This window comes from Kitasatospora sp. NPDC058218 (assembly GCF_042882445.1).
Classification (GTDB): Bacteria; Actinomycetota; Actinomycetes; order Streptomycetales; family Streptomycetaceae; genus Kitasatospora.
This window is the reverse complement of the sequence record NZ_JBHVWC010000009.1, coordinates 99,039-121,161: the sequence shown is the minus strand read 5'-3', so window position 1 is coordinate 121,161 and position 22,123 is coordinate 99,039. Positions and strand designations below refer to the sequence as shown.

At 71.9% G+C, this 22,123-nt stretch carries 26 protein-coding genes and 1 tRNA gene; 22 read left to right on the top strand and 5 right to left on the bottom strand.

Translation table 11 applies throughout. The annotated features are described in order from the left end of the window. The first annotated feature begins 62 nt into the window (after nucleotides 1-62). From ACFVYI_RS08085 to ACFVYI_RS08075, 3 genes are all read left to right on the top strand, one after another. Nucleotides 63-755 carry an HAD family hydrolase gene (locus tag ACFVYI_RS08085; protein WP_387882304.1) on the top strand — a complete coding sequence of 231 codons (693 nt, stop codon included), beginning with the start codon at nucleotides 63-65 and terminating at the stop codon, nucleotides 753-755. Nucleotides 756-831: 76 nt separating this feature from the next. After that, a complete protein-coding gene (locus ACFVYI_RS08080; protein ID WP_387882303.1) occupies nucleotides 832-1,053 on the top strand; it encodes a hypothetical protein in 222 nt (73 codons plus the stop codon). 409 nt (nucleotides 1,054-1,462) lie between these two features. Beyond that, complete coding sequence (locus ACFVYI_RS08075) at nucleotides 1,463-2,074, top strand: hypothetical protein (protein ID WP_387882302.1); 612 nt, start codon at nucleotides 1,463-1,465, stop codon at nucleotides 2,072-2,074. A gap of 87 nt (nucleotides 2,075-2,161) precedes the next feature. Here ACFVYI_RS08075 and ACFVYI_RS08070 read toward each other — a convergent pair whose 3' ends face one another. Both ACFVYI_RS08070 and ACFVYI_RS08065 read right to left on the bottom strand, forming a co-directional pair. Continuing rightward, nucleotides 2,162-2,842, bottom strand: a complete 681-nt coding sequence (locus ACFVYI_RS08070) for an HAD family hydrolase (RefSeq protein WP_387882301.1) — start codon at nucleotides 2,840-2,842, stop codon at nucleotides 2,162-2,164. After that, nucleotides 2,839-3,687, bottom strand: coding sequence for a GntR family transcriptional regulator (locus tag ACFVYI_RS08065; protein WP_387882300.1), 849 nt, complete (start codon nucleotides 3,685-3,687; stop codon nucleotides 2,839-2,841). The genes ACFVYI_RS08070 and ACFVYI_RS08065 overlap by 4 nt, the downstream gene beginning before the upstream one ends. Nucleotides 3,688-4,113: 426 nt before the next feature. Here ACFVYI_RS08065 and ACFVYI_RS08060 point away from each other — a divergent pair, with 426 nt between their 5' ends. The 12 genes from ACFVYI_RS08060 (at nucleotide 4,114) to ACFVYI_RS08005 (ending at nucleotide 13,044) form a co-directional block, all read left to right on the top strand. After that, nucleotides 4,114-4,392 (top strand): hypothetical protein, encoded by a 279-nt coding sequence (locus tag ACFVYI_RS08060; protein ID WP_387882299.1) that lies wholly within the window; start codon nucleotides 4,114-4,116, stop codon nucleotides 4,390-4,392. Between the two features lie 91 nt (nucleotides 4,393-4,483). After that, on the top strand, nucleotides 4,484-5,485 hold the full coding sequence (locus tag ACFVYI_RS08055; protein WP_387882298.1) for a DUF2637 domain-containing protein: 1,002 nt from the start codon (nucleotides 4,484-4,486) through the stop codon (nucleotides 5,483-5,485). Beyond that, on the top strand, nucleotides 5,482-5,658 hold the full coding sequence (locus ACFVYI_RS08050; RefSeq protein ID WP_387882297.1) for a hypothetical protein: 177 nt from the start codon (nucleotides 5,482-5,484) through the stop codon (nucleotides 5,656-5,658). The genes ACFVYI_RS08055 and ACFVYI_RS08050 overlap by 4 nt, the downstream gene beginning before the upstream one ends. Then, nucleotides 5,655-5,891 carry a hypothetical protein gene (locus tag ACFVYI_RS08045; RefSeq protein WP_387882296.1) on the top strand — a complete coding sequence of 79 codons (237 nt, stop codon included), beginning with the start codon at nucleotides 5,655-5,657 and terminating at the stop codon, nucleotides 5,889-5,891. Before ACFVYI_RS08050 ends, ACFVYI_RS08045 begins: the two co-directional genes overlap by 4 nt. Next, nucleotides 5,891-6,061, top strand: a complete 171-nt coding sequence (locus ACFVYI_RS08040; protein ID WP_387882295.1) for a hypothetical protein — start codon at nucleotides 5,891-5,893, stop codon at nucleotides 6,059-6,061. The genes ACFVYI_RS08045 and ACFVYI_RS08040 overlap by 1 nt, the downstream gene beginning before the upstream one ends. 165 nt (nucleotides 6,062-6,226) lie before the next feature. Continuing rightward, entirely contained in the window at nucleotides 6,227-7,318 is a 1,092-nt protein-coding gene (locus ACFVYI_RS08035) for a hypothetical protein (protein ID WP_387882294.1), read from the top strand. 16 nt (nucleotides 7,319-7,334) lie between these two features. Next, nucleotides 7,335-7,742, top strand: a complete 408-nt coding sequence (locus ACFVYI_RS08030; RefSeq protein WP_387882293.1) for a hypothetical protein — start codon at nucleotides 7,335-7,337, stop codon at nucleotides 7,740-7,742. A gap of 5 nt (nucleotides 7,743-7,747) precedes the next feature. Continuing rightward, nucleotides 7,748-8,731, top strand: coding sequence for a hypothetical protein (locus ACFVYI_RS08025; protein ID WP_387882292.1), 984 nt, complete (start codon nucleotides 7,748-7,750; stop codon nucleotides 8,729-8,731). 216 nt (nucleotides 8,732-8,947) lie between these two features. Beyond that, nucleotides 8,948-9,235 carry a hypothetical protein gene (locus ACFVYI_RS08020; RefSeq protein ID WP_387882291.1) on the top strand — a complete coding sequence of 96 codons (288 nt, stop codon included), beginning with the start codon at nucleotides 8,948-8,950 and terminating at the stop codon, nucleotides 9,233-9,235. Beyond that, on the top strand, nucleotides 9,232-11,223 hold the full coding sequence (locus ACFVYI_RS08015; RefSeq protein WP_387882290.1) for a DUF3987 domain-containing protein: 1,992 nt from the start codon (nucleotides 9,232-9,234) through the stop codon (nucleotides 11,221-11,223). The genes ACFVYI_RS08020 and ACFVYI_RS08015 overlap by 4 nt, the downstream gene beginning before the upstream one ends. 256 nt (nucleotides 11,224-11,479) lie before the next feature. Continuing rightward, on the top strand, nucleotides 11,480-11,668 hold the full coding sequence (locus ACFVYI_RS08010; protein WP_387882289.1) for a helix-turn-helix transcriptional regulator: 189 nt from the start codon (nucleotides 11,480-11,482) through the stop codon (nucleotides 11,666-11,668). Then, on the top strand, nucleotides 11,668-13,044 hold the full coding sequence (locus ACFVYI_RS08005; protein WP_387882288.1) for a tyrosine-type recombinase/integrase: 1,377 nt from the start codon (nucleotides 11,668-11,670) through the stop codon (nucleotides 13,042-13,044). The genes ACFVYI_RS08010 and ACFVYI_RS08005 overlap by 1 nt, the downstream gene beginning before the upstream one ends. Before the next feature lie 164 nt (nucleotides 13,045-13,208). Here ACFVYI_RS08005 and ACFVYI_RS08000 read toward each other — a convergent pair. Continuing rightward, a tRNA-Tyr gene (locus ACFVYI_RS08000) sits at nucleotides 13,209-13,289 on the bottom strand. A 216-nt stretch (nucleotides 13,290-13,505) separates the two neighbouring features. Between ACFVYI_RS08000 and ACFVYI_RS07995 the strand changes: the two genes are divergently transcribed. Continuing rightward, nucleotides 13,506-13,994 carry a YajQ family cyclic di-GMP-binding protein gene (locus tag ACFVYI_RS07995; RefSeq protein WP_387882287.1) on the top strand — a complete coding sequence of 163 codons (489 nt, stop codon included), beginning with the start codon at nucleotides 13,506-13,508 and terminating at the stop codon, nucleotides 13,992-13,994. Nucleotides 13,995-14,065: 71 nt separating this feature from the next. On the opposite strand, the gene ACFVYI_RS07990 is transcribed toward ACFVYI_RS07995, so the two are convergent. Together ACFVYI_RS07990 and ACFVYI_RS07985 are read right to left on the bottom strand one after the other, a co-directional pair. Continuing rightward, entirely contained in the window at nucleotides 14,066-14,659 is a 594-nt protein-coding gene (locus ACFVYI_RS07990; RefSeq protein ID WP_387882286.1) for a hypothetical protein, read from the bottom strand. Nucleotides 14,660-14,755: 96 nt separating this feature from the next. Then, a complete protein-coding gene (locus tag ACFVYI_RS07985; protein ID WP_387882285.1) occupies nucleotides 14,756-15,256 on the bottom strand; it encodes a hypothetical protein in 501 nt (166 codons plus the stop codon). 263 nt (nucleotides 15,257-15,519) lie between these two features. Here ACFVYI_RS07985 and ACFVYI_RS07980 point away from each other — a divergent pair, with 263 nt between their 5' ends. From ACFVYI_RS07980 to ACFVYI_RS07955, 6 genes are all read left to right on the top strand, one after another. After that, on the top strand, nucleotides 15,520-16,098 hold the full coding sequence (locus ACFVYI_RS07980; protein ID WP_387882284.1) for a hypothetical protein: 579 nt from the start codon (nucleotides 15,520-15,522) through the stop codon (nucleotides 16,096-16,098). 161 nt (nucleotides 16,099-16,259) lie between these two features. After that, a complete protein-coding gene (locus ACFVYI_RS07975) occupies nucleotides 16,260-17,705 on the top strand; it encodes an APC family permease (protein ID WP_387882351.1) in 1,446 nt (481 codons plus the stop codon). Continuing rightward, nucleotides 17,702-18,139 carry a hypothetical protein gene (locus tag ACFVYI_RS07970; RefSeq protein ID WP_387882283.1) on the top strand — a complete coding sequence of 146 codons (438 nt, stop codon included), beginning with the start codon at nucleotides 17,702-17,704 and terminating at the stop codon, nucleotides 18,137-18,139. Before ACFVYI_RS07975 ends, ACFVYI_RS07970 begins: the two co-directional genes overlap by 4 nt. Nucleotides 18,140-18,269: 130 nt before the next feature. Beyond that, a complete protein-coding gene (locus ACFVYI_RS07965; protein WP_387882282.1) occupies nucleotides 18,270-19,622 on the top strand; it encodes a dipeptidase in 1,353 nt (450 codons plus the stop codon). A 109-nt stretch (nucleotides 19,623-19,731) separates the two neighbouring features. Further along, a complete protein-coding gene (locus ACFVYI_RS07960; RefSeq protein ID WP_387882281.1) occupies nucleotides 19,732-20,850 on the top strand; it encodes an aminopeptidase P family protein in 1,119 nt (372 codons plus the stop codon). 108 nt (nucleotides 20,851-20,958) lie between these two features. Further along, nucleotides 20,959-21,990, top strand: a complete 1,032-nt coding sequence (locus ACFVYI_RS07955; protein WP_387882280.1) for a phosphatase PAP2 family protein — start codon at nucleotides 20,959-20,961, stop codon at nucleotides 21,988-21,990. The last annotated feature ends 133 nt before the right edge of the window (nucleotides 21,991-22,123 follow it).

Sequence of the window (22,123 nt, the reverse complement as noted above, 5' to 3'; positions counted from 1 at the left end):
TATCCAGCAATTGCAAGTAATGCGCAATAATGCCGAAGCGCCGGCCGGGCTACGCTCCGCACATGAACCAGCACGTTCCGCGCACGGACCGCTCCACCGGCCCCGGGCCCCTCCTCCTCATCGACCTCGACCACACCCTGGTCGAACGCGACGGCGGCCCGGACGCCTGGACCCCCGGTTTCTGCGCCACCCACGGCCTCCCCCCCGACGCCGCCCCCGCCGTCTTCACGCTCCTCCGGGCCGACCGCTCCCCCGCCGGCTTCGCCCGGATCGTCGCCCGCTACGGCCTGGCGCAGTCCGGCGAGACCCTCTGGGAGGAACACGTCGCCGGCGAGGCCGCCCGCACCCACCTGATCCCCGGCGTCCCCGCCGCCCTCGCCGCGCTGCGCGAGGCCGGCTGGACCATCGGCGTCGTCACCAACGGCAGCACCGACATCCAACGCGCCAAACTCGCCCGGACCGGCCTGCTCACCGCCGTCGACACCGTCTGCGTCTCCCAGGAGGCCGGCACCCGCAAGCCCGCCCCCGAGATCTTCCGACTGGCCGCCGCCCGCCTCGGCCGCACCCTCACCCCCGACGCCTGGATGGTCGGCAACAACCCCGCCACCGACCTCCTGGGGGCCCACGCCACCGGCATCCGCTCCATCTGGATCACCCCCACCCCGCCGCCGCCGCTCCCCCCGTCCCACCCCACCCCCACCCACACCGCCCCCGACACCCCCGCCGCCACCGCCCTCCTGCTCGCGGGCCCGTGAGCGGGAGGGCCCGTGCCGTGAGCAAGACCACCACCGCCCGTCCGCCGCTGTCGGTCCCCTCGGGCAGGCTGTCCCCATGCGCGCACCCCGAGTCCAGTGCCCCGCCTGCGGCCGACCGGTCGCCCTGATGCCCACGCGCCGCTCCGGCTACGGCGTCATCCACGACCACAAGAGGGACCGGCGCTCCCTCGTCCTCTGCGAGGCGAGCATGCGCGCCCTCCCGCTCTCCCGGGCCACCGCCTGGCAGGACGCCCTCCCCGGAGTCGCCCCCGACCCTCCGGCACCCACGCTCTTCTGACACCCCGGCACCGCGCGGGCCGGCCCCCGGGGCGCGTCCGCGGACACAACAGAACCGGCCCTGAGCGGCGTTTCCGCTGCTCAGGGCCGGTCTGGTAATCCAGTGGCTGGTGTAGGGTTCGAACCTACGTAGGCTATGCCGGCAGATTTACAGGCCGTCGGCCGCCCTCACATCACACCACCTCCGACCTGCGCAGGAAGCGGCGCCTTACCTCACGCAGCCACCTTTGGTCCGCCGCTGGTCCGGATCTTGCTCGCTCCAAGGCACCGGGATGCCGCCTCCGCACTGGCTGCAGGGAGAACGCTGCGGACCCCCAGCCCTACCCGAGCGGCTAGCCAAACCGCTCTACACCCGTTGAGCCCGCGCGAAGCCTTCAAGTAAATGCGCAAGCCTGGCAGAATGGCTCGCCATGGCAGACTCATCGCTCATTATTTCGATCGTGGGTGTCGGCGGAACACTTGCGGGCGGAGCCCTCACGGGTTGGATCAACAGTCGGTCGCAGAAGCGCACGGAAGCCGCACGGGAGCGAGAGCAAATACGCCAAGTCGAGGCGGAAGGCCGGTCTCGCATGCACTCCATCCAGGTTGAGCATCAAACCTGGCTTCGCGAGCGCAGGGAGTCCGCGTATCTGGCATTTCTACACGCCGCCCATACCGCGCGTGACGATCTGCGAAACCTGGCGCAAATTATCGCAACCGATTCATCAGCGCCCAACGCCGTAGCTGGCGCATCCCAGGCAGCACGCAACGCTATGATGCACCTGATCAGCACGCATGCTCCGGTTCAGATATCTGGCCCTTTTGGCGTGGCAGAGGCGGCCGATGCCTACGTATCAGCAATCACCGCCTACTGGGGATACGTTGATCAAATGGTGCCACGGCGCGAGTCAAGGGCTCTCACCGAGGGCGAAGAGGATCAGATGCGCCTCCGAGTAGGCAGCGCAAATCGGTCAGCAACGGAGGCCGAGAAGCAATTCGCTTCAGAGGCCCAGAAGTCTCTGGGTAGCATTACAATAGCGTGATCAAATTTGAACGCAATATCCATACAGCTACGAGCCGCCAAGGCCGGGCCGGACAGCATCAGCGGCCCGGACTGTTGCGTGGTTGCACTAGACCAGGGCGGCTTCGATTTCCTCCATCGAATCGACAATGACCGCTGCTCCGGCAGCGGCAAGCTTGGCTTCCTTCCCGGGCTTGTTTGCGTAGCCGATCGTTGGCACGCCCGCAGCTTTACCGGCTTCCACATCCCGAGCGGCATCGCCAATGAACACGCAATCAGCCGACTTGGCGCCAACAGCCTCCATGGCCTCCATGAGGAGGCGCGGGCTCGGCTTCATGGATGACGGGTCACCGGGGACGCGCCCATGGACGCCAGTAACATAGCCACTCAACCCGCGATCGGAGAGGTAGGCCTCGATCGCCACCCCCGCATTGTTGCTGACCACTGAGACCGATCGGCCAGAGCGCACGCAAGCCAACAGAACCGCTTCTCCGCCAGGATTCGGCTTGCCAACCTGGATAGCCATCGTCTCCAGCGCCGCCAGCGCCGCGTCAACGCGCGCTGCGATATCCGGCCTGGCATCAGCGATGAGCCGAAGCAGGGCAAGCGGGTCCGTCTCAACCTCTCCCTCAAGTGGAGTCTGCTCTCCAACGAGCCCCTCGCGGAGACGTCGTGCCACCTCGGCAGCTGGCAGCCCGGCAAACACCGAGCACACCGGGCCGTCGAAGTCGAGCAGCACGTGCTTCACCGGCCGCAGCACGTCGGCGAGTTGCTGAGGGGTGGCGTTCATGACTGCCGCTCGTACGCGATCGTGCTCCACACGCTGTCGAACCACATCTGGGCCTGCTGGACGTACTGCGATCCGAGCGAGGCGTCGTCCGGGCCGGCGGCGTGGTGGAACAGGGTGGTGTCCTTGCCGGTCACGTCGTAGAAGGTGTGGTCGGTGTCGTCGATCGCCACAGTGCGCTCGCGAAGCGGGTAGAAGCCGAAGAACGCCTCCGACCGGTTCAGGATGTACAGCTTGAACAGGCTGGACGCGCGGTGCACCTTGACCTGAACGCTCGCCTTCTGGACGAGGCCCAGCTCGGCCAGCATCTCCACCGAGTGGGCGATGCCGCCGGCGTTCGTCAGGGCGATGTTGCGGGCGCGCTGCCGGAGGGCGGCCTCGTCCTGGAGCCCGTCGACGAGAACCGGCACGGCCATCGGCGCGGTGGTGTCCGGCAGCAGCAGGCGGACCGCGATGGACTCCGGTGCCAGTCGCCCGGAGCGGACCTTGTCGAGCGGCTCCTGAAGCGCGTTGTGCAGCGTCTCGCTGGAGAAGCCGGCGAAGTCGAGGGTCACCTGCTGCTGCTCGAAGGCGGCTTCGAGGTGAGGCCGCAGCCCGACCGGTCGGGACGTCCGCTCCCGCACGAAGGAGCCGCTCCCCTGCCGGGTCACGATCAGCCCCTCGGTGCGGAGCAGGTCGAGCGCCTTGTCCACCGTGCCGCGCGCCACGCCGAAGTGCTTCGCCAGCTCGGGGCCTGAGGGGAGCTTGTCGCCGGTCTCGAAGCCCGGCTTCTTGGTGAGGATCGAGGCCCGCAGAGAGCTGCTGACCTGCTGATACGGGGGGCGCGAGTCGTCCGGGTCCAAGGCCATGGACCAATGCTAGGGCAGGTGCCCAACAGGCGCGAGAAACCCAACTCTCTTGACCTGCCTAAGCAGGTTCTCTATGTTGTGAGTGTCGCACCGAGTGAGACAGGGGTGACACAGAGAGGCCTTCTTTGGGCTGCTCTGACCTGCACGAACGCGCCCATGAATGGCCGGCCTTCTGCCGCGCCCAGGGCGAAGGGGCCCGGGACAGATCGGGCCGAGGCATCCCGGCGCCTTGTCAGATCGGAGACCTGATCAAGAGGCCGCGCCCGCCTTCAAGGGCGCAGACCTGCTGGCCACGCCCGGGCAACCGAGTGGTCAGTGCTGTTGATCGCACGTTGGACGGGCCTGTGAGAACGGGGTCACCGCGCCTTCCTTGGCCGGAGCGCGGCGACCCCTCACGGGCCCACACCCCAGAGAAGAGGTAGGCCCATGAGGCTGATTATCGCGGGCCAGACGGCCGCGGACGACGACGAGTTCGCCGAATTGGCGCTCGGCGTGGACGAGCAGCTGTTCGCCGGGATGCCCGGCGAGGACGAGATCGAGCGCGCGGCCCGGCTGGACGCGGCACGCTCGATGCTGGCGGACCTGCGGCGGGAGGACCCGGAGCTGGCCGTCTTCGCCGAGCGTCTGCTGCGGTCGGCGCCGGTGCCGCTGCGGAGGCCGGCCGCCATCCGCCGCATCGCGAGCGCTGCCCGGGTGGCGGCGTGAACGCCAGCGTGTTCGCCGTGCTCACGGCCGCCGTGGACGTGCTCACCGGCCACTCACGGCGCCCGGATCGGAGGCCGCGATGAAGACGGCGATGAGTCCCGCTCAGATCCGTTCGGCCGAGCGCGCGCTGACCGCCGGAACGTGGGCGATCACGTTCGGCGCGGTCCTGTACAGCGTGCTCACGGTGACCCCGCTCATGGCCGGCCACACGCCGAAGGGGTGGGGGTGGACGGCGCCGATCCTGCCGCTCGTCGTGGATGCGGCGGTGGTGATCGTGGTGCGCATGGATGCCACGCTTGCCCGCCTGAACGGCGACGGCGGGCGCTGGCCGGTGGTCCTGCGCTGGATGACCGGCCTCATGACGGTGCTGCTCAACGTGGGTCTCTCCGCCCTGGACCGAGATCCGGTCGGGGTGGCAGTCCACGCGGTGGCGCCGCTGCTGCTGATCGTCACGGCCGAAACCTCCCTCGCCTACCGGCGCGCGATCGGCGCCGCGCTGGCTACCCGAGAGGCCGCTGAGCAGGCCGAGCGCGAGCAGCGCGAACAGCGGGCCGAGGCCCGGCGGCAGGAGGAGCGGGCCGACCGCATCGAGCGCTTCAAGGCCGCCGAGCGAGGCGACCGTGAGCGCCGTGAACACGAAGCCCGGCTCGCCCATGAGCAGCGTGAGCACGACGCGAACATGGCCCGCGACCAACGCGAGGAGACCGCCCGCCGAGAGGCCGCGGCACGCGAGGAGCACGCACGGCAGCAGGCCGCCGAGCGGGCCGACCGCGAGCGTCGTGAGCGTGAGGCGAGCGAGCGTGAGCACCGTGAGCACGCCGCCCGGGCCGACCGTGAGCGGCACGAGCGGGAGGCCGCCGAGCGCGCCCGCGCCGAGCTGCTGTCCGCCGGCCCGGCCGCCGAGCGCCTGCCGGAGGAGCAGGCCCGCGAGGTGGTTACGGCCGCCGTCGAGGCCGGGCTGCCGCAGCGCCAGGCGGTGGAGCTGACCGGCTGGTCCGTCGGCTGGATCGCCGCCCGCTACAAGGAACACCCCGCCGTCCGGCCCGCCCTGCACGCCGTCCCCACCACGACCGCTGAGGAGCAGGCATCGTGACCGTGCCCGTGTCCGACCCGCAGTTCATCACCTACATGGCCGCCTTCCGGACCGCCACGGAGCACACCGCCTCCTGCGAGCCGTGCCAGGACGGGCAGCCGTGCCCGGTCGGCGACCCGATCCACCGCGCCTTCCTCACCGAGAAGGCCGCCTGGGAGGGCGAGCAGAAATGAAGGCGATCACTTCCCTGCCGCTGGTCGGCACCGTCCGCCGCGACGGCATCGCCTACCGCGTCGCCGACCCCGTGCCGCTGGACGTGGTCAGCGGCCTGATCCGCGAGCCGTGGTGCTCGCGCCTGGTCGTCACCGACGCCAGGAGCGGCGGCGCCTGCCCCGGCGAGTTCACCGCGATGTGCGTGGTCGACGGCGAGCCGTTCGTCCTCGTCGGCCGCATCAGGCAGCGCTGATGTTCGGCCGCGACCCGAAGCCGCCCAAGTCCGGCCAGCAGCGGCGCGCGAAAGCCGTCCGCGAGGCGGACCGCGCCGGGCAGCGCCAGATCGACTCCCGCCGCTCCAGCCAGTCGACCACCGCCTGGCACCGCGCCGAGTCCCCCCGCGCCTGGTGGCGCTCCTCCTGACCCACTCCCCGACGCGCGCCCCGCACACCCTCCGGTGTGCGGGGCGCGCATCCTCTCTGACCTGGGAGTTTCCATGGGCTACCTGCTGATCCTGTTCCTCATCCTCCTCGACACCGCCATCGCCGGCATCGCCGTCCGCGAGCTGATCCGCCGGGGGTCGAACCGATGACCACCCCTCACAACGGCGACTGGGACGACGACCTGGCTGACATCCTTCAGAGGCTCGTCACCCTCGCCCCTCCTGCCTCCGCCCCGTCGGCCCCGCCCGTTCCGCCGATGCCGTCGGCGCCGCCGACGGTCCCGCCCCAGAGCCCGCCCGCCGCAGCCGGCACCGGGCCGACGGTCGACGAGTGGTGGCGCAAGTCCGGCCCCGTCGTGCACACCCCGGTCCCGCTCGGCGGCGACCAGCCCGCCGGACGGCCTTCCTTCGAGGCCGCCGCGCAGGCGTTCTGGGCCCCGGTCGGCCGGATCCTGTCCGAGCAGGTCCCGACGATCGCCTCGCAGGTCGGGCAGCAGGTGAACCTGCTCCTGACCGAGACCGAGGCCCAGCGCGCGGCCCGCGAGCAGGTCCACTACGAGACCCTGATCGCCGAGCAGCGCACCGAACGCGACGCCCTCTTCGCCGCCGCCGGCGAAACCGCCGAGCAGCGCGCCGAGCGTCACCGCGTCGAGCAGGTCCTCACGCCCGGCCAGCACCGCGACGACCTCGTCGGCCTGGTCGACATGCTCGCCGAGCGGATCACTGAGACCCCCGAGGAGCGGGCCACCCGCCGCCAGGCCGAGCACGAGCTGGAGCGGCAGCGGGCCCGCGCCCGGGAGGACGCCCTGCGCGCCGCCGCCGGGGAGACACCCGAGCAGCGCACCCGCCGCCACCGCGAACAGCAGCTCGCCGACCGGCGCGAGGCCCGCACCCGGGCCCGCCGCCAGCGCCGCCGCGCCGCCCGCACCGCCGGTCCCTCCGACCGCACCCGGCGCTTCCGCCGCTGGTGCGTGCTCACTGCGATCAGCGCGACCGGCGGCTACGCGACCGGCCTGGTGTCGCTGATCGCCCCGGGCGGGCCCTTCGTCGGTTTGCTGGTCGCCGCCTTCGGCTGGGCCCTGGACCTCCAGGTCCGCGACCGGGGCCGCCAGCGGGTCTCCGAGGTCCGGGGTCCCTGGCCCCTGGTGACCCTCGTCGCCCTGCGCGTCCCGGTCGCCTCCGGCCTGGCCGTGGCCGCCGGCACCGACCGCCTCTTCGCCGCCCTCCCCCTCTACTGAGCCAAGGAGACACACCATGAGCAGCCTCATCGCACTCGGCACGGGCGGCGCCGCCACCGTCACCACGATGTACCTGTACGTCGGCGTGCGTGGCAAGAACAAGATCAACGTCGCGGACGAGCACATCCCCTACTGGGCGTTCGGGATCGGTCTGCTGTCGGCCAACGCAGGCACCGCGTTCCAGCAGCTGGCGGGCATCGGCCAGCAGCTGAGCAGCTCTTTCCAGGGGAACGTCGCACTCGGGGAGTGGCAGACCGGCGCCACCGCCGCCGTCCTGACGATCGCCGTGTTCGGCCTCAAGCCGAAGCCGTGGAAGGACGCGCTGTGCGGCGCCGTCGCCCCGTCCCTGTTCGCCGCCGCCGGCGGACTCTGGGCCCTCCCGGCCAGCATCCTCAGCGGGCTCATCACCTCGTTCATCGGCTGACCGCCATGACCGAGAAGATCTTCCCCACCGAGAAGCTGAGCGCCACCCTGCTCTACCCGGTCACCGGCCTCGCCGCGGGCACGCCCGTCCTCGTCCGCAAGCTGATGGCCCCCCAGCGCGAGCGCCGGGCCGAGGCCGCCGCACTCAAGGCCAAGCGCGACGAGATCACCACCCAGGCCGCCGAAGCCGCCACGGCCGCCTTCACCCAGAAGCTCTTGACCGAGGCGGACCCGGTCAAGCGCGCCGCGATGCTCCAGGCCCGGGAGGCCGCGCAGGTCACGGCGCGCCAGGTCGAGCTGGAGCAGGCCAAGGCCGCCCGCAAGGAGCAGCGGAGCAAGCTCGGCGACACCGCCGGCGGGGCGGCCCTGCTGCTGATCGTCGGCGGCCCGCTGGTCTGGTCCCTCGCCCGCCCGTGGATCCAGCCCGGGATCGGCGTTCTCCTCGGGGTCTGGTGGATCGCCGCCCTGATCCACGCTCCCGCCCGCGGCAAGGCCGTCCCGGCCGAGGGCCAGGAGGACCAGGAGCAGCCGGTGCCCGCGGTCGAGGAGGAGCCCGCCGAGGAGGGCCCCGTCGAGGCCCCCCGGGCGACCGTCCCGACCCCCGTCGAGGCCCACTCCCTGACCGCCTCCCTGACGGCCTCCGGCAGCTCCGTTCTGCTGACCCGGCTGGCCGCCGATCTGGGCGCCGCCCACCCCTCCTGGACGGGCTCCACCAAGGCCGTCCGCGCGCTCCTCTCGGAGGCCCGCGTCCCGTTCCGCGAGGGGGTCCGCACCCCGGACGGCAACGGGCCCGGCGTCCACCACCAGGACGTCCCCCCGCTCCTCTCCCCTCCCGGGACCCCCGTCGTTGCCAACGTTGGCCCAGGTCAGAGTGCCAACGCCAACGCCAACAACACCGACGAGTGGTCCACCCGAGAGGGATTCGTCATGCGGGCCGACCCGGACAACCCCGCCCGGACGATCATCGTCAGCCGCATCAACGCCGCCTGATTCACCGACACGAGGAGCCCCGCGATGGAGCAGAAGCTTGCCATCGCACTCGCCGGGGACCACGCCGCCGAGGGCATCGGCATGCACACCTGCCCCGGCGCCCTCTACTGACGCCACCACAACACAAAGCCCCGCAGCAACCGTCGACCTTGCCGGGTGACGGGCGGTTGCTGCGGGGCCGGATCCGATCCCAATCAGAGACCAGAGGACACCAGCATGCCCGGAAACGCCACCGAGCCGCAGCCCCGCTGCGAGGCCGCCCACCTCGGCGATGCCAGCCCCTGCCAGGGCCCGCAGGACGCCGTGACCGTCCTTGACCAGCACGGCGACGCTGCCGAGGCTTGCGTGCACCACGGCACCCGTCTGTACGCCAGTCTCATCGGCGCCCGGGTTCACCCGGGCAGCGTCCCGGGCGCGGCCATTGAGGTCCACAACCGCGCCCAGAGCACCTCCGCGTTCGCCTGGCTCGACCACCACCAGCTCCCCAACGAGGGGGAGCGGTGACCGAGAGCCCTCTGAACGTGATTCCGTTCCGGCCCGAACCCGCCGAGGTCAAGGCCGCCGAACAGGCCGTCATCGGCGCGGCCCTGCTCGACCCCGCCCAGATCCCCACGCTCGCCGCTCAGATCGGCGACCCCGGCGTGTTCTACCACCCGGCGCACGAGACGATCTGGCGCACCATCACCCGCATGGCCGACGGCGGCCGGCCGGTGGATCCGCTGCTGCTGACCGGTGTCCTGCGCACCCAGGGCGACCTGGCCCGGGTCGGCGGGCCCGGCTACCTGCACACCTGCGTCGAGGCCACACCCACGGCGGCGAACGGCGACTACTACGCGGAGATCGTGCGCGTGGCCGCCGAGCGCCGCCGCATCAACACCGCCACCAGCCGCCTCGCCCACCTCGCCGGCGACGCCCAGGCCGACCTGGACGACGTGCGCGCCGCCGCCCTGGCCGCGCTCGCCGACCTCGCCACCGGCGAGAGCTGGCTCGACCCCGTTCCGCTCGGCTCCCACACCGGCCTGCCCACCTTTCCCGTGAAGGCCCTGCCCGGGTGGGTCGGCGCCTACGTCGACGCGGTCGCGGAGTTCACGCAGACCCCGCCCGACGCCGCCGCGACCATGGCCCTGGCCGCGCTGTCGACGGCGGCCGGCGGGCGGGTAGGGGTGGAGATCCGGCCCGGCTGGCGCGAGCAGTCGAACCTCTACCTGACCTGCGCGATGCCGCCGGCCAGCCGCAAGTCCGACGTCTTCGCGTTCACCATGGGCCCGGTCTACAAGGTCGAGGCCGAGCTGCAGGCCGACGCCCGGGCGGCGATCATCGAGGCCGAGACCACCCGGGACGCCGCCCTGGCCGAGGTCGAGGCGCTGATGGCAAAGGCGCGCAAGAACCCGGAGGCCGACCGGACCCAGCTCGTCGCGGAGGTCTCCGCCGCGAAGATGCTCGCCGAGCAGATCGTGGTCCCGCCGACCCCGCGCCTGACGCTGTCGGGGGACATCACCGCCGAGACCGTCACCCACCATCTCGGTGTCCACCGGTGCCTAGCCGCGCTCTCCCCCGAGGGCGACCTGTTCGACAGCATCGTCGGCCGCTACAGCAGCAAGCCCAACCTCGGGGTCTTCCTCCAGGCCCACAAGGGCGAGCGGCTCCAGACCGACCGGATCACCCGCGAGCAGCCCACCGTCGACAAGCCCGCGCTCACGATCGGCGTCACCCCGCAGCCCGCCGTCCTGCAGGAGCTCGGCGCCGCCCCCGGCGCCCGCGACCGCGGCCTGCTCGCCCGCTTCTTGTACTCCCTGCCGCCCTCCAACCTCGGCTGGCGCAAGGTCCGCACCGACCCGATCCCCGACAAGGTCGCGAACGCCTACGACCGCAACCTGACCCGCCTGCTCCGCGCCATGACCGACCTCCCCGAACCCGTGGTTGTCGTCATGGACCAAGCCGCCGACCTCGCCGTCGAGAAGCTGCAGGAACGCGTCGAGGTCCAGCTCCGCCCCGACCAGCCGCTCGCCCACATCAAGGACTGGGCCGGCAAACTCGTCGGCCACATCGCCCGCATCGCCGTCCTGCTCCACCTCGCCGACCACATCGCCGGCGACCAGGACAGCAACGCCTGGCGCGCCGGCCTGCAGGCCAATGTCGTCGACCGGGCCGCCGAGATCGCCGACTACTACACCGCGCACACCCTCGCCGTGTTCGACCTCATCGCCGCCGACCCCGCCACGGAAGACGCCCACGCCCTCCTCCAGTGGCTCCGGCGCCCGAAGAAGGACGGCACCCACCGCACCCACATCAAGGCCCACGACGCCGTCGCCAGCAGCCGCCGCTTCAAGAAGGTCGCCGACATCGAACCGGCCCTCGCTCTGCTCGAACAGCACGGCTGGCTCCGCACCGACCAGCCTTCCGCCGGCGGCCAGCGCGGCCGCACCCCGGCTGTCACGTTCCGTGTCCACCCGGCCGTGAGCACCCCCACGGACGGGGCCGAAGCCCCGTAACCGTCAGGGATGTCAGGGGAAATCCCTGACCAGCCACAACGCCGCCGGACGGCCTGTCAGGGCACGTCAGGGATGTCAGGGAAAGGCCGAATTTCCCTGACATCCCTGACAATCCCTGACGCCTCGCCAGGACCCAAAGTCGCAGGTCAGTGATTTCCCCTGACATCCCTGACACTTTCCGCCCTCCGCCCGCGTCCGCGAGAGGGCGAGTAACACTCCGCAACCACCATTCGCACTCGCCGATGGAGTCGCCGCCATGCCCACGCAGGACCCGAAGCTCAAGCTCGCCGAGGTGCTCGAAGAGCTGGAGATGTCCCGCTCCGCCTTCTACCGCATGGTCGCCCGCGGGAGGGGCCCGAAGCTCATGAAGCTTCCCAACAATCAGATCCGTGTCCGCCGCAGTGCCCTCGACGCGTGGTGGGCCGAGCAGGAGGTCGCCGCCTGATGGCCACCTCGTACAAGGTGAAGTTCTGGGAGCACCGTCACCGGCCGGACCGGCGGACGCCGTGGATGGTGCGGTGGACGGTGGCCGGCCGGGAGTTCTCCGAGTCGTACCTGACGAAGACCCAGGCCGACGGCCGGAAGGCCGAGCTACTGGTAGCCGTCGCCTCGCACCAGCCGTTCGACGTCGAGACGGGGCTCCCGCTGGCCGAGTTGCGCAAGCGCCAGCAGGAGGAGAGCGCCGTCAGCTGGTACCAGCACGGGCGGAACTACGTGGAGGGCCGGTGGGACGGGGCCCCGGCGAAGACGAGGACGACGTGGGCCGATGCGCTGGCCAGCGTGACGTTCGAGCTGGTCAGCAGCAAGACCGGAATGCCGGACAAGCGAGTCGTCCGGCGGGCGCTGTACGGCTGGGCGTTCAACGTGAACCGGTGGACCGAGGAGCCGCCGGCCGAGGTCGCCAAGGCGCTCGCGTGGGTCGCGCGGCACTCGGTGGACGTCTCCGCGCTGGAGGACCCGAAGGTGGTCCGGAAGCTGCTCTCCGCGCTGTCGGTGAAGTTGGACGGCACGAAGGCCGCCGCCTCCACGATCCTGCGCAAGCGCCGGATCGTCCACCACGTCATCGGCCGTGCCGTCGAGGACGGGCTGCTGACCGCCAATCCGCTGCCGCTGGTCCAGTGGCAGCCGCCGCAGGTCGAGGAGGAGGTCGACCCCGAGTACGTGATGAGCCCGGAGCAGGCCGCCGCGCTGATGGAGGCGGTCGGGCGCCAGGGGCGGCGCGGGCCCCGGCTGGTGGCGTTCTTCGCGTGCATCTACTACGCGGGCATGCGCCCCGGGGAGGTCGTCCACCTGCGGAAGGACCGCTGCGTGCTGCCCGCGGAGGGGTGGGGGAAGCTCAACCTCAACGGGAACAGCCCGCGGGTGGGGTCCGCCTGGACCGACACCGGCGCCTCGCACGACCCCCGGGGCTTGAAGCACCGCGCCGAGAAGGCGACTCGGCCGGTCCCGATCCCGCCCGAACTGGTGAAGCTGCTGCGGGAGCACATCACGGCGTACGGCACGGCGCCGGACGGCCGGCTGTTCCGGACCTTCCGCGACGGCATGGTGCAGGAGAGCGGCTACGGGGTGGTGTGGGCGGCGGCCCGGGCCGAGGTGCTGAGCCCGGAGGAGCAGGCGACGCCGTTGGCGAAGCGGCCGTACGACGGCCGGCACGCCGGGATCTCGCTGTGGCTGGCCTCCGGGGTGGCGCCCGCCGAGTGCGCACGGCGCGCCGGGCACAGCATCGCCGTCCTGCTCCGCGTCTACGCGAAGTGCATCCACGGTGACGAAGACCACGCCAACCGGCTGATCACCGAACGCCTGCAGCGCCGACCCGAATGACCCTGGTCCGCGCCTGGTCCGGAACCGCTGGTCAACGCCGGGATTCAGGCGACGACAGGTGGGACAAACTTCGCGAAACGGCCCTCCGGGCATCGCGGGCGTTCGACTGAACGAGAAGGGCCCCTGATCGCGTTTCCGCAGATCAGGGGCCCTTCTTTATCCTGTGGCTGGTGCAGGGTTCGAACCTGCGTAGCTTACGCGGCAGATTTACAGTCTGCTCCCTTTGGCCGCTCGGGCAACCAGCCAGGATTGGTGTCTCGCGGGGGCTTGCCCCGTTCGACTCCGTAAACAATACCCGATGCCGGGGGGTGGTTCGCCACCCGGTTGGTCACGTGATGATCAAGGGATGTGGCGTGGCTGTCGGGGGCGGGCGCGGGGTGCTGCTGGATAGGCTGGGGCAGCGGGCGTCCGGTGGGACGGCCCGTGTCAGTGAAGCCAGAGCATCAAGGAGACCAACACCCATGGCCGACTCCAGTTTCGACATCGTCTCGAAGGTCGAGTGGCAGGAGGTCGACAACGCGATCAACCAGACCTCGCGTGAGATCGCCACCCGCTTCGACTTCAAGAACGTCGGCGCCGAGATCAGCCGCTCCGGCGAAACGATCGAGATGAAGGCCAGCGGCGAGGAGCGGGTGAAGGCCATTCTGGACGTGCTGCAGAGCAAGTTCATCAAGCGTGGCCTGTCGCTGAAGGCGCTGGACGCCAAGGATCCTCAGCTGTCCGGCAAGGAGTACAAGATCTTCGCGGACGTGAAGGAGGGCATCTCCCAGGACGATGCCAAGAAGGTCGCGAAGATCATCCGTGACGAGGGCCCGAAGGGCGTGAAGGCCCAGGTCCAGGGCGACGAGCTCCGCGTGAGCTCGAAGAGCCGTGACGACCTGCAGACCATCCAGGCACTGCTCAAGGGCAAGGACCTCGACTTCGCGATCCAGTACGTCAACTACCGCTGACCCCGCGGGGTGTACGCGGCGAGGCCCCCGGTCCCGGGTTCGGGACCGGGGGCCTCTCCCGTCGGCCGGGGTCAGCCGACGGCGGGGTGCGGGTGGAGGGCGGCCAGGCGGGCCGCGGCGTCCGCGAGGGACTGGCCCTGCGCCTTGAGCGCGGCGAGCTGATCCGGCCGCGCCGGGGCGGAGGCACCGGGGACGCCCGGCGGGTCCGGGACGGTCACCGGCGGCGTCGGCAGCTGGCCGAGCAGACCCTGCAGGACGGCCTGCAATGAGGCGACCAGCTGCTGGACCACCCCGAGATCGGGGAGGGACGACGTCAGCGACGAGACCAGCCCGGTGACCGTGCCGACGAGGTCGCCGACCGTCCCGAGGAGCAGGCCCGGATCGGGGGCGGCGGACAGGTCCGGGGCGGCCGGCAGGGCCGGGAGACCGGACGTCGGCGCACCGACCGGGGGCACCGTCACGGGCAGCGGCGCGTCGGCCGGGCGCGCGGGGACGGCCGGGACGGCGACGGACACCGGGAAGGCCGGCAGGGCCGGGGCGGTGACGGAGAAGGGGGACGTTCGGGGGGCCGCGGCTTCGTTGCCGGCGGCGGTGGCGGACGCCGTGGCGACCGGGGTCAGCACGATGGCTGCGGTCAGCGCGGCGGCCATCCAGGTGGCACGCATGGGTGTTGCTTCCTCTCAATGCGAATCAGGCGAAATGCCTGATTCACACGTTGGGGCACGCCAGTTGACCCAGCCACCGCGCCTACTCCGAACGGTTCACGCCCCGCCGGGGGCGGCCCAGCGCTCGGTGCTGCGATGGGCCGGCAGGCCGACCGCCTCGAACTCGTCGCGGTGGCGGGTGTCCACGACGCGGGCGCCGATGCGCCGCAGGGCGCGGGAGATCGGGCTGCCCTCGGGCGGACTGGGCTCGAACTCGCCGCTGACGAGCGGTCCCAGGTCGAGCCGGCCGTCGGCCCAGACGGCGGCGCGCTGGGTGCCGCTGCCGCCGAAGTAGTCGGCCTCGACGCAGGCGATCGGGCCGGCCTTGGACCAGGCGGCGAGCCGACGTTCGAGGCCGTCCGGGAACCAGTCGAAGCCGGACTCGCCACCGAACCCCGGTTCACCGCGGCCGAACTGGAGCGCGGACAGGAAGGCGGGGGTGGCCGGTATCAGGGCCAACCCCTGGGCCAGCGGACTGAGATGGGCGGCCGGGACCTCGGCGGCGGCCACCGCGAGCAGCTCCGCCGAACCGATCAGCGCCTGAAGTTCGTACGACATTCAGTCATCCTGAACCACGGCACTGACACTCCGCCCGGCATTTACCATTCCGTACCCGGACGGGTACGACCCGGACGGCGCCGCTCCGGGTGCGGGCGGCCCCGGAGCGGGCGTCAGCCGGTGGCGGTGCCGCCCGGAAGGGGCTCGCCCGACCCGGCCGGACCGGCCCGGAGACCGTAGAGCAGGGTGAAGACGGTGATGTCCACCGCGTCCGCCGCATCGCTCGACCCCTATTCGAACAATTCGTCGAACACCTCCGCGAGTTGACCGCGCAGGCGGACCAGTCGGGCCGGGCTCACCCGCAGCGACGAGTGGGCGAACTGGCCGGGCCCGGGGCTCTGCTGCTCGCGGTGGGCCGGCTCTGCGTCCCGGTCATGCCGGCGCCGCTGCTGCCCGGTGGCCCGGCAGTCGTCTTCGCGGGCCTGTTCGTGCTGGGCCTGGGGACGCCGACGCCGCGGGTGATGATCGACATCCTGGTGTTCCGCCGGGTCGCGGACGAGCTCTGCGGGCGGGCGATCGCCGCGACCATGACGCTCTTCACCGTCGGCATGCCCGCCGGGACGCTCGGCAGCGGCCTGCTGCTCGACCACCTCTCCCCCACCGCGGCACTGGCCGCGATCGCCGGCCTGCTCGCCGTCGCCCCGCCGCCCGCGACGGTCGGCCGGACGCTGCGCCGCTCGACCTGGCCGGAGGCCGCCCGGCCGGACACGGCCGGGCAGCCTCCGGACCGACCGCGGGACGCCCTCCGGCCACCGCGCGAGCCAAACCTCCGCCACGCACTCCTGACAGTCGATCACCCGTGCGGGTGCACGCCGCATGCGACGCCCCCGGCAACCGGGTGAACTGGCCGGGTACGGCCTACCTGCCGGGGCTCTCCCGGAGCGAACGCACCCAGGGCCGCATCCGAGGAGGACGCATGAGTTCCATGGAGGCACCGTCGCCCGGCCGGGGCAGCCCGGGCCCGAGCGCCACCGGCAACAGCGGCGGCGCGGTGGCCGCCCGGATGGCCAGCGCACCACGGATGTCCTGGATGACCCTGGCACTGATGACGACCGCCTCGGTGGCCAGCCTCCGGGCCGCCCCGACCATGGCGGTGTACGGCCTGGCCTGCATCTTCCTCTACCTCGTCCCCGCGATCGTCTTCCTGCTGCCGACCGCGCTGGTCTCCGCCGAGCTGGCCTCCGGCTGGGAGGGCGGCGTCTACCGCTGGGTGTCGGAGGGCCTGTCGAAGCCGCTCGGCTTCCTCGCCGTCTGGTGCCAGTTCGCGATGACGATCTTCTACTACCCGTCCCTGCTCGCCTACGTGGCCTCGACCATCGCCTACGTGGTCAACCCGGCGCTGGCCAGCAACGGCCCGTACACCGCCGTGGTGATCATGGTGCTGTACTGGACCGGCGTCTGGGTCACCTCGCGCGGGACGAAGGCCGTGGCCGGCCTCTCCTCCTGGGGCCTGGTGATCGGCACCCTGATCCCGGGCACGCTGCTGGTCGTGCTCGGCATGGTCTTCCTCGGCCAGGGCAACGCCTCGGCCGCGCCGATGAACGCCGCACACCTCTTCCCGCAGTGGACCGGCCTGGCCAGCCTGGTGCTGATCGTCAACAACTTCCTCAGCTACTCCGGCATGGAGATGAACGCGGTGCACGTCTCCTCGCTGCGCAACCCGGCCCGCGAGTTCCCGCGGTCGATGTTCACGGCCTCCGGGATGGTCCTGCTGATCTTCATCCTGCCCGCGCTGGCGATCAGCTGGGTGGTGCCGTCCAGCGAGCTGAGCCTGACGGCCGGCGTGATGCAGGCCTTCGACGCCTTCTTCCAGTACTTCCACATCGGCTGGCTCACCCCGGTGATCGCGGTGGCGCTGGTCGCCGCCGCCCTCGGCGGCATGCTGACCTGGCTGGCCGGGCCGTCCAAGGGGCTGCTGATGATCTCCCGGCAGGAGGGCTACCTCCCGCCGTTCCTGCAGCGGCTGAACAAGGAGGGCATCCAGCAGAACCTGCTGGTCACCCAGGGTGTGGTCACCACGATCATCGCGCTCGCGTACGCGCTGATCCCGAACGTCTCCAGCGCCTACTGGATCTTCTCGGTGATCACCACGCAGGTGTACCTGATCGTCTACCTGCTGATGTTCCTCGCGGCGATCCGGCTGCGCCGCACCCAGCCGGACCACCCGCGCGGCTACCGCGCCCCGGCGCTGGTCCTGGTCTGCATGACCGGCTTCCTGGCCTCGGCGGCGGCGATGGCGATCGGGTTCGTGCCGTCCTCGCAGTTCGGCAGCGGCAGCGTCTGGTCGTACGTCGCGATCGTCGCCGGCGGCCTGGTGCTGCTCGGCCTGGTGATCCCGTACCTGTTCCTGCGACTGCGCAAGCCGTCCTGGCGCTCCCCCGAGGCCCAGGCCGAACTGGCCGCGCAGGAGGCCGCGGAGCGGCGCGACGCCACCGGAGGTGCGCAGTGACCGGCACGATGATGGCCTCCCGCCACCGCTGGATCTACGTGGGTGCGATCGTCCTGCTGGTCGGGATGCTGATCACCGGCCTGCTGACGTACTCCCAGCTGCACAACACCAACAAGGCCAACGACAAGGCCAAACAGCTCTCCGAGGCCCTGTCGGCGGCCGGTTACCCGGTGCCCAGCCAGAGCCAGATCGTGCACACCCTGGGCGAGGACGGCGGCGCCGTCTGCGAGAACCCGGCGAACGCGCTGACCCAGGCGCAGTGGAAGTACGGCATGTCCAACGGCGCGGGCGGGCCCGGGCAGCGGCCGGTGCTCTCCGACCGCGAGGTGGTGCTCGCGGAGACGATCGTGCTCTCGGTGTACTGCCCGGACAAGCTGGCCGACATCAAGGAGAAGATCGACGACCTCAAGCTCCACGACACCGTCCGGAACTGACGCCCCGCCCGGCCGTCACCCTCGGCCCACCCCCCGGCCGTCGCCCCCCGGCCCCGCCCCCTCGACCCCGCCCCCTCGACCCCGCCCCCTCGACCCCAGCCGAACGATCGATCGCCCAGGAGTCGTACCCATGACCGACGAACTCGCCCGCCGGATCGCCGCCCTGATGCCCCGGGCCAAGGCCGACCTGGCCGAGCTGGTCGCCATCCCGTCCGTCGCCGACCCCCGCCAGTACCCGCCGGAGAAGTGCCGCGAGGCCGCCGAGTGGGTCGCCGCCGCCTTCGCCCAGGCCGGGCTGCGCGACGTCCACCTGGAGGAGACGCCGGACGGCAGCCACGCCGTGATCGGCCACCGCCCGCCCCCGCCCGGCGCACCGACCGTCCTGCTCTACTGCCACTACGACGTCCAGCCCCCGCTCGACGACGCCGCCTGGACCTCCCCGCCGTTCGAGCTCACCGAGCGCGACGGCCGCTGGTACGGACGCGGCACCGCCGACTGCAAGGGCAACATCGTCATGCACCTCACCGCGCTGCGCGCGCTCGGCGACGACCTCCCGGTCGGCATCAAGTTCGTCGCCGAGGGCTCGGAGGAGCAGGGCACCGGCGGCCTGGAGGCGTACGTGCCCCCGCACGCCGGCGAGTTGCACGCCGACGCGCTGCTGGTCTGCGACACCGGGAACGCCGCCGTCGGCGTACCCACCGCCACCACCTCCCTGCGCGGGGTCACCAACGTGGTGATCACCGTCTCGACCCTCGCCGGCGACATGCACTCCGGCATGTTCGGCGGCCCCGCCCCGGACGCCCTGGCCGCGCTGATCCGCGCCCTCGACTCGCTGCGCGACGCCGACGGCGGCACCCGGATCGACGGGCTGGACTGCACCGGCAGCTGGAGCGGCGTCGGCTACGACGAGCAGCAGTTCCGCACCGACGCCGGGGTGCGGGAGGGCGTCCGGCTGACCGGTTCGGGCACCGTCGCCGACCGGCTGTGGGCCAGGCCCGCCGTCACCGTGCTCGGCATCGACTGCCCTCCGGTGGTCGGCTCGGCCGCCGCCATCCCGGCCACCGCCCGCGCCCGGGTCAGCCTGCGGGTGCCGCCCGGCACCGACGCGCAGGCCGCCCAGGACGCGCTCACCGCGCACCTGCAGGCCGCCGTGCCGTGGGGCGCGCAGGTCGGCGTCGAGCCGGAGAGCGTCGGCTCGCCGTTCCGGGCCTCCACCGGCGGACCGGCGTACACGGCGCTCGACAAGGCCATGCAGGAGGTCTACGGCAAGCCGATCTCCTTCCTCGGCCAGGGCGGCTCGATCCCGCTCTGCAACGTGTTCGCCCGCACCTACCCGGACTCGGAGATCATCCTGATGGGCGTCGAGGAACCCCGCTGCCTGATCCACGCGCCCAACGAGAGCGTCGATCCCGGCGAGATCGAGCACATGGCCAACGTCGAGGCGTTGTTCCTCCGGCACTACGCCGACTCCGCCCGGACGTGATGGAGTTCGGTACACGCGACAGCAGCCCGCGCCCGGTGGCCGGCCCGACCCGGACGGCCGCCGGTCCGGGACCGATTCCGGTACGGGACAGACGCAGAGAGGACCCCTCATGCCACGACCGTTCACCACCGAGGACTACACCGCCCGGATGGCCCGGGCCACCGCCGCCGCGGCCGCCGCCGGACTCAGCGGCCTGGTCGTCGCCCCCGGCCCCGACCTGGTCTACCTCTGTGGCTACCAGCCGACCGCGATCACCGAGCGGCTGACCGCGCTGCTCCTCACCGACGGCAACGAACCCGCCCTGATCGTCCCCAAGTTGGAGCGCCCCGACGCCGAACGGGCCACCGGCGCCCCCGGTCTGCGGCTGCTCGACTGGAGCGACGGCGAGAGCCCCTACGCCACCGCCGTCCCACTGCTCGACCCGGCCGGCCGCTACGGCGTCTCGGACAACGCCTGGGCCATGCACCTGCTCGGCCTCCAGAGCGCCCTGCCGGGCACCGGCTGGACCTCGCTCACCGAGGCGCTGCCGATGCTCCGGGCGGTCAAGGACACCGACGAGCTGGAGCGCCTGGCCGCGGCCGGGGGCGCCGCGGACGCCGCCTACCGGGGCATCCTGGAGGTGCGGTTCGCCGGCCGGCGGGAGACCGACGTGGCCGCCGACCTCAGCGCCCTGCTCATCCAGTACGGGCACAGTCAGGTCGACTTCACCGTGGTCGGCTCCGGCCCCAACGGCGCCAACCCGCACCACGAGGCGGGCGACCGGGTCATCCGGGCCGGTGACACCGTCGTCCTGGACTTCGGCGGCCTCAAGGACGGCTACGGCTCCGACACCACCCGGACGGTGCACGTCGGCACCGACGTCCCGGCCGAGGTGCGGAAGGTGCACGACGTCGTCCGGCAGGCGCAGCAGACCGCGTTCGAGGCCGTCCGGCCCGGGGTGACCTGCCAGGAGATCGACCGGATCGCCCGTCGGGTGATCACCGAGGCCGGGTACGGCGAGTACTTCATCCACCGCACCGGGCACGGCATCGGCATCACCACGCACGAGCCGCCGTACCTGGTCGAGGGCGAGGAGCAGCCGCTCGTCCCCGGGATGTGCTTCTCGATCGAGCCCGGTGTCTACCTGCCCGGCCGGTTCGGGGTGCGGATCGAGGACATCGTGACGGTGACCGAGCAGGGCGGGCGGCGGTTCAACAACACGCCCCACGAGTTGGGCAGCGTCTCCTAGCCGGGGCGGCCGGGCGCTGCGCTGTCCGGTGTCTTTCTGAGTCTTTGCTGGACGACAGGCCGTTCGCGTGAAGAGTTCTCCAAGAATGCCTTGCTAGCTTCGGCTGGCATGACCAAACTGCTCCGCCCGGCGCCGCCCCCACCCGCGAGCGCCGGGCGGCTGCGTCCGGTGACCCGGCCGCTGCCCGGTGCGCGCGCCAGCGCACTGGCCCGGCTGCGGCTGCTGGCGTGGCCGCTCTACCTCGTCGCCCTGCTCTGGTACGTGCGCACGTACGGCTTGCCGTACTCCAACGACGTGGTCTTCTGCTGGCTGATCGGCGCCCTGCTGGCCGCCGCCGTGCACAGCGGCCACGGGCCGCGCGGCTTCCTGCTGGTGCTGCGCGACTGGGTGCCGGTGATGGCCGTCGTCTGGGCGTACTCGCTGCTGCGCGGGTACGGCGCCCACACCCCGTGGGCCCCGCACTGGCGGCCGCAGCTGCGCGCGGACGAACTGCTCGGCTTCGGTGAGACCCTGACGGTCCGGCTGCAGTACGGGCTCTACACCCCCGGTTCGCCGCACTGGTACGACTACGCGGCGGTCACCGTCTACATGTCGCACTTCTTCATGATCTTCGTGGTGCTGGCCGTGCTCTGGCGGCGCCGCCACGACCGGTTCCGGCACCTGCTCACCTGCTACCTCGCGCTGACCTTCGCCGGTTTCGCGACGTACATCCTCTTCCCGGCCGACCCGCCGTGGCTCACCGCGCAGGAGGGCCACATGCCGGCGCTCACCCGGGTGGTGTCGGACGTGCTGACCCAGAGCGGGCTGCCACGGGCCGGCTCGGTCTTCGAGAACGGCAGCCGCTTCGCCAACGACGTCGCCGCGATGCCCTCGCTGCACTCCGCCTACCCGGCGATGCTGCTGTTCTTCTTCTGGCCGACGGCCTCGCGGTGGCTCCGCGTGCTGCTGGTCGCGTACCCGCTCGCGATGGCGTTCACCCTGGTCTACGGGGCGGAGCACTTCATCGTCGACGTCTTCGCGGGCTGGGCGTACGCGGCGGCGGTGGTCTACGGCGTGCGGTGGCTGCGCGAGCGCCGCCGGACCAGGCTGCTGGCGGCCGCCGCGCCGGCGCAGCCGGACCGGGCCGGGGCGCCGGGGTAGCCGGACCGGGCCGGGGCGCCGGGGTAGCCGGACCGGGCCGGGGCGCCGGGGTAGCCGGACCGGGCCGGGGCGCCGGGGGAGCCGGACCGGGCCGGGGCGCCGGGGTAGCCGGACCGGGCCGGGGCGCCGGGGG